The sequence below is a fragment of the Frankia sp. CeRuru1 genome (assembly GCF_977966315.1).
Map to the genome: position 1 here is coordinate 1 of NZ_CDWWEW010000103.1, position 8822 is coordinate 8822.

An 8822-nucleotide genomic window follows, 5' to 3' on the forward strand; every position below is an offset into this window, starting at 1 on the left:
ATCTCCATCGACGCGAAGCCGTCGATCCAGGTACGCGCCCGGGTCCACCCCACGGCCCCACCCGCCCCGGGGCGGGTCATGCGCGTCGAGCACGAGTACGAACGCCACGGCGCGCTCGCGCTGCTCGCCGCGCTCGACGTGCACACCGGGCAGGTCATCGCGACGACGCCGCCGACGACCGGCATCGCCCCGTTCGCGGCCCTGATGGACCAGCTCATGGCCATGCCCCGTTACCGCGACGCGCCTCGGGTATTCGTGATCGTGGACAACGGCTCCGACCACCGCGGCCAGGCCTCGATCAAACGACTGAAGAAGGCACATCCGACCTGCGTGCTGATCCACACCCCGGTCCACGCCTCCTGGCTGAACCAGGTAGAGATCTTCTTCTCGGTCATCCAGCGGAAGGTCGTGTCCCCGAACGACTTCGCCAGCACCGAGGCGCTCGCGGCCACGCTGCAGGCATTCATCGCCCGCTACAACGTGACCGCGACGCCGTTCAAGTGGAAGTACACCGCCGCCGATCTCGCCCGGCACCTCGCCCGGCTCCCGGACCAGGAACCCGCAGCGGCCGTCCGTCAGCCCGTGCCCGAGGCCGCCTGACGACCCCCGAGGAACTTCCAGCGCCAACCACTTAGGCTCGCAGGAGGGTTACAGCGCGGCCCGTCGGTGTGGTGACCGTATCGAACTGGGTGCGTTCGGTGATGTCCGCTGCGCCTGGGCGGCGGTCGAAGAGGATGAGGGTCCCAGCGTCGAGGCCGATACGGTCGAGGTAGCGGTCGAGCTGGGCCAGGCCCTGGCGCAGCGGGTTTGCCTTGCCCGGGTGCCAGACCTTGAGCTCGAGGGCCTCGCGCTGCCAGCGGCGTTTGCCGCCCTGATCCGTGTAGGGCCATCGCACGAGCAGGTCGATCCGCCCGGCGCCGACGCCGTACTCGCGTTCCACATAGCCGCCACCGTTGACGACGCGTTGGAGGAATCCCATGAGGACGAGCTGCGGGGCGACCTCGTGGTAGTGCTCGGTCGACGTGAGGACATCGCCGTGTTCGATCCAGAACTCGGCGAACTCCCGCAGCAGCATCTGGAAGTCGAAACGGCCGTCTGACCGGACGAAGCTGCGGGGGTCGGCGACGACGTTGGCCTCGACCTGTGAGGTCAGGACCCGGACGATGACCTCACGGTAGATCGGGTTGGCGATCCGCACCGGATTCTTTGGGGCGATCAGGCCGAGGTCGCGGGTGTAGGCGAGGTCGTCGTCATAGGGGTTGAGTTGGATGAGGTCGCCGGCCAGCAGCGGCTGCACGATCCGGCGGACACGGGGCTCGGCAAGCCGGGCCGCCAGGGAGTCCAGGTGGGTCGCCCGGGCAAGGATCAGTCGTTCCTTGGCCTGCTCCAGGTGGTCGACCGTGATCGGCGCCGAGGCCGGCACCGCCAGCTTCACGACGATCTCACGCGCGAGTGCGTTGACCAGCCACGGTTGACCGGCGGTCAGCTCGTAGGCCCGCGCCACCGCCGCTGGCGTGAACTCCTGCCCGGTGTCCGCGGTGTGCTGGCCGTAGAGTTCGGCGACCTCGTCCGGGGTGAAGTCCCCCAGCCGCAGCGACTCCAGCTTGATGTTGAAAGGGCTGGACGTCCCCAATCGGGACGGGTCGCCACCCGCGGCCGACTTGTAGTCGCGGATGTCGCGCAGGCCGCACAGCGCGATCGACGCCGGGAACTGGCTGGGGCGACCACGGTAGCCGTTGCGCAGCTGGCTTAGGATGCTGAGCAGGCTCTGCCCCTGCAAGGCGTCGATCTCGTCGAAGAACAGCACCAGGGGCCGTGGGCAGGCCCGCGCCCACGCGCGCAGTGCCGTGCCCAGCAGGGTCTCGTCTGGGGCGTCGGGCCATTGCGGCGGGCGCAGCTCCGTCGGGAGCGCGTCCTCGGCGGCCTCGCGGATCATCTGGAGAATGCCCCGCGCCGCGCGGCCGTAGTCGTCGTGTGCCGCCCGGCCGACCTCGCAGGAGAACAGCACGGCCGCGTACCGCCCCCGCGCGGTCAGCTCGTCCGCGAGAGCCTGCAGCGTCGTCGTCTTCCCCGTCTGCCGCGGCGCGTGCACGACGAAGTACCCCTCCTGCTCGACGAGACCGGGCACCTCCGGTAGCCGCGACAGCGCCGGGATCATGTAGTCGATCCCCGGGCGGCACGGACCAGCCGTCTGGAACCGGCGACTCACCGATCGTCACCTCCTCCATTCCCCCGAAATCGCTTCGCAATTCCGCGGGTCCCGGGGCCACCAGCAGGGAAGCGCTCCGCCCACCACCCTACGCAGCAGGCACACGGAGATCGACGATCTCAGCCCGGGCCACCCGAGCGGCCGACCACGCTCGCCGCCACCCAGCTGCCCCACCAGAGCGCGCGGGCGCCAGGGTACGATTCGGCGCCGTGCCCGTGTCTCGTAAGCGGAAGAATGGAGTGATCCCGCTTCCGTGGACAGCGACCGCCGGCGTTCCTCCTCCACCATGAATGGCGGGGTCACTTCGGGGCGTGGACGCATTGGTAATCGGCGACAAGATCCGGTTCGCTCCGCCTGGCGCGGCGGATGCACGCCGCCGTGTCGCCGTGTCGTGGTGCAGTTGGTGCACGTGGAGCGGATGAGGCTGGCATGACAGAGCTGCTGCTACGCGATGCCGAGGCTCTGCACCGCGCCCTGGCGATGTCCAGTGGAGAGGTGCGGGTGGCACTCTCCCGCGAGACGGCTGAACTGGTCTCGCGGTTGCTCGACGCCCGGGTGAGAGGCGAGGAACTCGTCGTGACCCCTCGCGCCGCCGAGGTTACGCCGACGGAGGCGGCGGTGCTGCTAGGCATGTCACGTCCCCAGGTCCGCAAGCTGATGGACCGCGGCCTGCTGGAGTTCCGCAATCCTCGCCGAGGCCGTCGAACACCTCAGGCCGAACGTTCCAGGCTTCGACGACGCGGCCGCCCGGCGCCTGGTGACGGCGATGAACCGCGCGTTCCCCTTCGCCGAGGAGGACTTCGGCACACTCGTCGACGTCTGGCTACCCGACGAAACGGTTCGTCCGCCGGCCGCCCGCGCCACCACCGCTGCCGGCACCCGCCTGGATCAACCCACCCGGAACGATCCCGGCCCAGCCCGCCACCGCCACAGAACAGCCAGCTCAGTAATTCCTACAAGATCTTGTCTCGATCAGGTTGACAGGTTCCGCGCAGCTGTCGTCGCTGGCGGATCGTCGATCTGGCCGGTGAAACGCCGCAGTCGCAGGCTGTTCGCGACGACGAACACTGAGCTGAACGCCATGGCGGCTCCGGCGATCATGGGGTTGAGCAGGCCGGCCGCGGCCAGGGGCAGCGCGGCGACGTTGTACGAGAACGCCCAGAACAGGTTTCCTTTGATCGTCGCCAGGGTGCGGCGGGACAGCCGGATCGCGTCGACCGCGGCCCGGAGGTCGCCCCGGACGAGGGTGAGGTCGCTGGCCTCGATCGCGACGTCCGTGCCGGTGCCCATGGCCAGGCCGAGGTCGGCCTGGGCGAGGGCGGGGGCGTCGTTGACGCCGTCGCCGACCATCGCAACCACCTTGCCCTCGGCCTGCAGGCGCTTGACCACGTCGACCTTGCCGGTGGGCAGGACCTCCGCGACGACGGTGTCAGGGCCGGCGTCAATGCCCACTTCCGAGGCCACCGCTCGGGCGACCGTCGTGTTGTCGCCGGTGAGCAGGACCGGGGTCAGTCCCAGGCGGCGAAGCTGGGTGACAGCCTGCGCCGAGGTGGGTTTGACCACGTCCGCGACGACGAGCACGGCGCGGGCCCGGCCGTCCCAGGCGACGCCGACGGCGGTGCGGCCGGCTTCCTCGGCGGCGGACTTGGCCGTGGCGAGGTCCGGGGGAAGCGGCTGGCTCCACTCGTCCAGCAGCGCCGAGCGCCCGACGAGCACGGCGTGCCCGTCGACGACGCCCTGCACGCCGAGTCCTTCCAGGTTGGTGAACTGTTCGACGTCGGGCAGGCTGCCGACCTGGTCGCGGGCCCCGCGCATGATCGCTGCGGCGATCGGATGTTCCGAGGCGTTCTCCAGTGCGCCGGCCAGCCGTAGTGCCTCCGCCTCGTCGACGCCGGCGGCGACGTGGACCTCGACCAGGCTCATCCGGCCGGTGGTGACCGTTCCGGTCTTGTCCAGCACGATCGTGTCGACCCGTCGCGTGGACTCCAGCACCTCGGGGCCCTTGATCAGGATGCCGAGCTGCGCGCCCCGCCCGGTGCCGACCAGCAGCGCGGTCGGCGTGGCCAGCCCGAGCGCGCACGGGCAGGCGATGACCAGCACGGCGACCGCGGCGGTGAACGCCTCCGCAGCGTCGGCGCCTGCCCCGAGCCAGAAGGCCAGGGTGGCGGCGGCCAGGGCGATGACGACCGGTACGAACACGCCGGAGATCCGGTCGGCGAGCCGCTGCGCGGCGGCCTTGCCGTTCTGGGCCTCCTCGACGAGCTTCGCCATCTGGGCCAGCTGGGTGTCGCCGCCGACCCGGGTGGCGCGCACGATCAGCCGCCCGCCGGCATTGACTGTCGCTCCGGTCACCGCGTCGCCCGGTGCCACTTCGACCGGAACGGACTCGCCGGTCAGCATCGAGGCGTCGATGGCGGACGAGCCTTCTTCGACCACGCCGTCGGTGGCGATCCGCTCCCCGGGCCGGACGACGAACCGGTCGCCGACGGCTAGCTGGCCGATCGGGACGCGCACCTCGGTTCCGTCGCGCAGGAGCGCGACGTCCTTGGCGCCGAGTTCCAGCAGCGCCCGCAGCGCCGCGCCGGCACGCCGCTTCGCGCGTGCCTCGAAGTAGCGACCGGCGAGTATGAACGTGGTGACTCCGGCGGCGACCTCCAGGTAGATGTTGCCGGTGCCGTCGCCGCGAGCGATCGTCAGCTCGAAGGGGTGCACCATGCCCGGCGTTCCGGCGGTGCCGAACTGCAACGCGTACGAAGACCAGACGAACGCCGCGCCGACCCCGATCGAGATCAAGGTGTCCATCGTGGCCGCGCCGTGCCGGAGATTGGTCCACGCGGCTCGGTGGAACGGCCAGGCGGCCCAGGTCACGACGGGGCTCGCCAGCGCGAGGGAGTACCACTGCCAGTTGGTGAACTGCAGCGCCGGGACCATCGCCATCGCGACCACCGGCACCGCCAGCACTGCGCTGGCGATCAGGCGCTGGCGCAGCGGCCGTGTCGGGTCCGGTTCGGCGTCGGCCGTACCGGCGGCCGCACCGGCGGCCGCTTCTGTGTCCGCCGCCCGCGGCCGGGGCAGTTCGGCGGTGTAGCCGGCCGCCTCGACCTGGGCCACCAGCACGCCCGGGTCGACGCCGCCCGGGGCGCTCACCCGGGCCTTCTCGGTGGCGTAGTTGACCGTGGCGGTGACACCGTCGATCTTGTTGAGCCTGCGCTCGACGCGGTGCGCGCACGACGCGCAGGTCATCCCGCCGATCGACAGTTCGATCTCGGTCACCGCGGCGTCGGCGGGGTTCGCCGCCGTGGTGGCCGTGTTCGTGCCAGCCGTCGCGCTGGTGCTCATGGGCGCCGGCCCTCCTCTCGCGATCAGTGCCCGTGGCCGTCGTCGACGTGCCCGGCATCGGGCGTTCCCTCCGATGGCGACGCGTCGGCGTCCGGCGGGGCCGGTCCGGTGGGCACGGTGAACTGCGCCGTGCGGACGACCCCGTCGTGCTGGAAGTCCAGGAACAGCCGGTAGCTGCCGGCGCTGGGCACTTCCGCGACGAACGGGATCTTCGGACCGGCTGCCGGTCGCCGGTCGCCGGTCGCACCGTCGGGGTGGACGTGCAGGTAGGCCAGGTCTGTCTCGCGCAGCGCGACGAGGTGGCCGTAGGCGCCGAGGTAGGGCTCCAGGTCCGTCACCGGCCGGCCGTCCTCGCGGACGGTGAGGGTGAGCGGCGAGGCTTGCCCGCCGACTAGCTCGCCGCTGAGCGTCACCTCGTAGCGGTCCACCGTCGCCGTACGCGACGGCACGTGGGTGACCGGCTCGAACAGGCCCGGCGCGCTCAGGTCGACGCCGAGCGTGGTGCCCGTCCCGCCGGTGGGGGTGAAGTCGGCGAATGCCCGGTAGGAGCCGGCGGCGGGCACGGCGAGCGGGACCGACCAGGTCCCGTCCGGCGCCATCCCGGGATGCAGGTGCTGGAACCCGGTGCCGTCCCGGCGCACCACGATCAGGTGCATCCGCTTGTCGTGCTCGACGTCGAACGCGGTGACAGTGGCCCGGTCCGGTCCCACGATCCGGAAGGTGAAGTCCTCGACGGCCTTCGGGTTCAGGGCCGATTCGGCGGGCACGAGCGTGTAGCCGCCCGCGCTCGACGCGAGCCCCCCCGGCAGCTCCGGCTCGGAATCCGGGGTGGTGCCGCCATGGTCACCCCCGTGATCGGCGTCCGCCGCGGAGACGTGCTCGACCTCCGCGTCGGCCGTGCTCAAGGGGCCGACGGCGTTGCCCACGCCGTATGCCGCCGTGGCGACCAGGACGAGCCCTGCGCCGAAGGCGGACAGCTTCGTTCCAGTGTTCATCTCGCACGCGCTCCTTCGGGCACCTCAGCTGACGAACTGGTAGCCCGCCTCCTCGACCGCGGCGCGCACCTCGGCCGGGTCGAGCTGCCGGTCGCTGGTGACGGTGACCGCGCCGGAAGGCAGGTCCACCGCCACGTTCGTCACGCCCTGGATCTCGCTGACCTCCTCGGTGACCGAGGCGACGCAGTGTCCGCAGGTCATACCGGTCACGGTGTAGGTGGTCTCGCTCATCAGACGTTCCTTCCGGGATGTTCGAGGGCGTCGCGTCAGGACTGGACGGGGGCCATGACGGCAACGGTGTCCTCTCATCGACTCACCGTTACTGGGAGCATACCCCGGGGGGGTATGTGATGTGAAGCGGACAACGCCATCGGTCCCTCGCTTATCAGCAGGATCGCCGGACGGCTCTTGCTCCACGCCCGCCCGTTTGGCGTATGAGGGTCAATCGTCGTGTGGCGCGGTGCCTGGAGGATGGGTGTGGCTGGTGGCGGGTTGAGAAGGTTGCTCCTGGGCGCCGGACTCGTCGCCCGGAGGCGGTGAGGGGGGTGTCTCACCTGCGCCGTCGTGCGGGGCCTCCGCGGTCTTCTCGTCGGGACCGTGAGAATGCGGCACGGCTTCGTCGGTCATGTCGTGGCTGCCGTGGCCATGGCTGTGTGCTCCAGCGAGTTCGACCGCCGGCACGGCGAAGCCGGCGATCCCGGCGCCGACAGATCCGATCACGACCGCCGCGCTGAACGAGGAGCGGAACCCCCGCGCCTGGCGCGACCGCAGACAGCCCACAGCAAGGACGCAGACGACCACCTCGAAGGCGACCGTGGTGAGGTCGACTCTGTCGACCTGTTCGGGAATTCCGGCGTGCGGGCCGACGGGGAACCCCGTCGTGCGGCTGAGGGCCCACAGGAGGATCGACCCCCCGTTGACCAGAAAGCCGGCTGCCATCGTCCGCGACCCCGCACCGCGCATCACCGCGAGGGCCCAGCCGGCCTGGAATACCGCCGTCGCGAAGAAGAAAACACCCGACAACGGCCAGTCGGCGAGATGGGCCGGCGCGACCGCGGCATGCGTGGCGGCGGCGCCAGCGGAGGCGAACGCCGCCACGATCCGGCCCGCCCCGACGTCGGCCATGATCCGAGCGTCGGTCATGATCCGAGCGTCGGCTCTTCTCCGTCCCGCCGCGTGCCTCCCTTGCGGAACGTGATGTGTGGTGCGGCGGATGACGAGCGGTGTGGTCGGTGGAGCGTCCACTGCTCGGCTCATCCGGTCATGAAGGACAGCATGCGGATCATGCCGGCCTCCCCGGTGGCAAGTGGTATGGCGAACCCATGCGGGGACAGGAAGTACAGTCTGCTCGTCACGGGTCCTCGCGTCGCCGCCTGATCCGTCATGTCAGCGGCGATGCCTGGTAGCCGAGTTCTTCGATCGCCTTGACCACGTCCTGCGGACCGCTCTGGCTCAGTTCCAGCTCGACCGTGGTGCGGCCCTGCTTCAGGGTCGTCTGGGTGCGGCGGACGCCTGGCAGATCCTCCAGGGCGTCGTCGATGAGCAGCGCGCAGCTGCCGCAGTGCATTCCTTCGACGCGGAAAACGTGTGTGGTCGCAGACATTATCGGCTCCCTCATATTCTTCTTCAACCGAGGAGGACTTGTTCAGACGACGGTGATGAGCCCGGTGTACATTCCCATGCCGCAGGCATAGCGCAGCGTGCCGGGCTCCAGCACTCCGAGGTCGATCGTCGTTTCGCCCTGGACGGGCAGGATCTTCGCGACGTCGCGGTCCGGGATGACGAACGACTGGATGCAGCCCCGGACGTTGTCCGAGTGCACGACCAACGTCGTGGGCACACCGGCGCGTGCCTGGACGTTGCCTGGGCTGTAGGAGTCGGCGTGGGCCGTGATCTCCACGGTCTGGCGTCCCTCGGCGGTCGACGCGGCGGACGTGTCAGCCGGCTGCTGCCGGGTGAGCCCGAGGGGCTCGGCGAGCCGGTTGGCGGCCAGCGGCGATCCGGCGAGCTGCAGGCCGCCGTTGAGGGTGTAGAGCCCCATCGCCAGCACGACCAGCCCGGTGACCACGGCCAGCCGGCTGCGCCACGCGGTCGCGGCCTTGCGGGCGGCGTAGCCGAGAACGGCGAACAGCGGGCCCGTGCCGAGCACGAACACACCCATCGTCGCCGCGCCCGCCAGCGCGGAGCCGGACGCGAGCGCGAGCGCCTCCACCGACAGCGTCACTCCGCACGGGATGAGGACAGTAGCCAGGCCGAGCAGCGCCGGCGCCAGAGCGGCC

8 protein-coding genes are annotated in these 8822 nt (G+C 70.7%); 1 reads left to right on the forward strand and 7 read right to left on the reverse strand.

All coding sequences use genetic code 11. The annotated features are described in order from the left end of the window. Nucleotides 1-600: transposase (locus tag AC08OP_RS10075; protein WP_476613949.1), on the forward strand; the 600-nt coding region annotated here is incomplete at its 5' end. 31 nt (nucleotides 601-631) lie between these two features. Here AC08OP_RS10075 and AC08OP_RS10080 read toward each other — a convergent pair. The 7 genes from AC08OP_RS10080 to AC08OP_RS10110 all read right to left on the reverse strand — a co-directional run. Then, nucleotides 632-2209, reverse strand: a complete 1578-nt coding sequence (locus tag AC08OP_RS10080) for an AAA family ATPase (RefSeq protein ID WP_476613950.1) — start codon at nucleotides 2207-2209, stop codon at nucleotides 632-634. A 972-nt stretch (nucleotides 2210-3181) separates the two neighbouring features. Continuing rightward, a complete protein-coding gene (locus AC08OP_RS10085; RefSeq protein WP_476613951.1) occupies nucleotides 3182-5548 on the reverse strand; it encodes a heavy metal translocating P-type ATPase in 2367 nt (788 codons plus the stop codon). A gap of 23 nt (nucleotides 5549-5571) precedes the next feature. Beyond that, a complete protein-coding gene (locus AC08OP_RS10090; RefSeq protein WP_476613952.1) occupies nucleotides 5572-6543 on the reverse strand; it encodes a hypothetical protein in 972 nt (323 codons plus the stop codon). Between the two features lie 24 nt (nucleotides 6544-6567). Continuing rightward, nucleotides 6568-6774, reverse strand: a complete 207-nt coding sequence (locus AC08OP_RS10095) for a heavy-metal-associated domain-containing protein (RefSeq protein ID WP_476613953.1) — start codon at nucleotides 6772-6774, stop codon at nucleotides 6568-6570. A gap of 210 nt (nucleotides 6775-6984) precedes the next feature. After that, complete coding sequence (locus AC08OP_RS10100; RefSeq protein WP_476613954.1) at nucleotides 6985-7686, reverse strand: hypothetical protein; 702 nt, start codon at nucleotides 7684-7686, stop codon at nucleotides 6985-6987. A gap of 238 nt (nucleotides 7687-7924) precedes the next feature. Then, nucleotides 7925-8146: a heavy-metal-associated domain-containing protein gene (locus AC08OP_RS10105; protein ID WP_476613955.1), complete on the reverse strand. Its 222-nt coding sequence runs from the start codon at nucleotides 8144-8146 to the stop codon at nucleotides 7925-7927. 42 nt (nucleotides 8147-8188) lie between these two features. Next, nucleotides 8189-8822: cupredoxin domain-containing protein (locus tag AC08OP_RS10110; RefSeq protein WP_476613956.1), on the reverse strand; the 634-nt coding region annotated here is incomplete at its 5' end.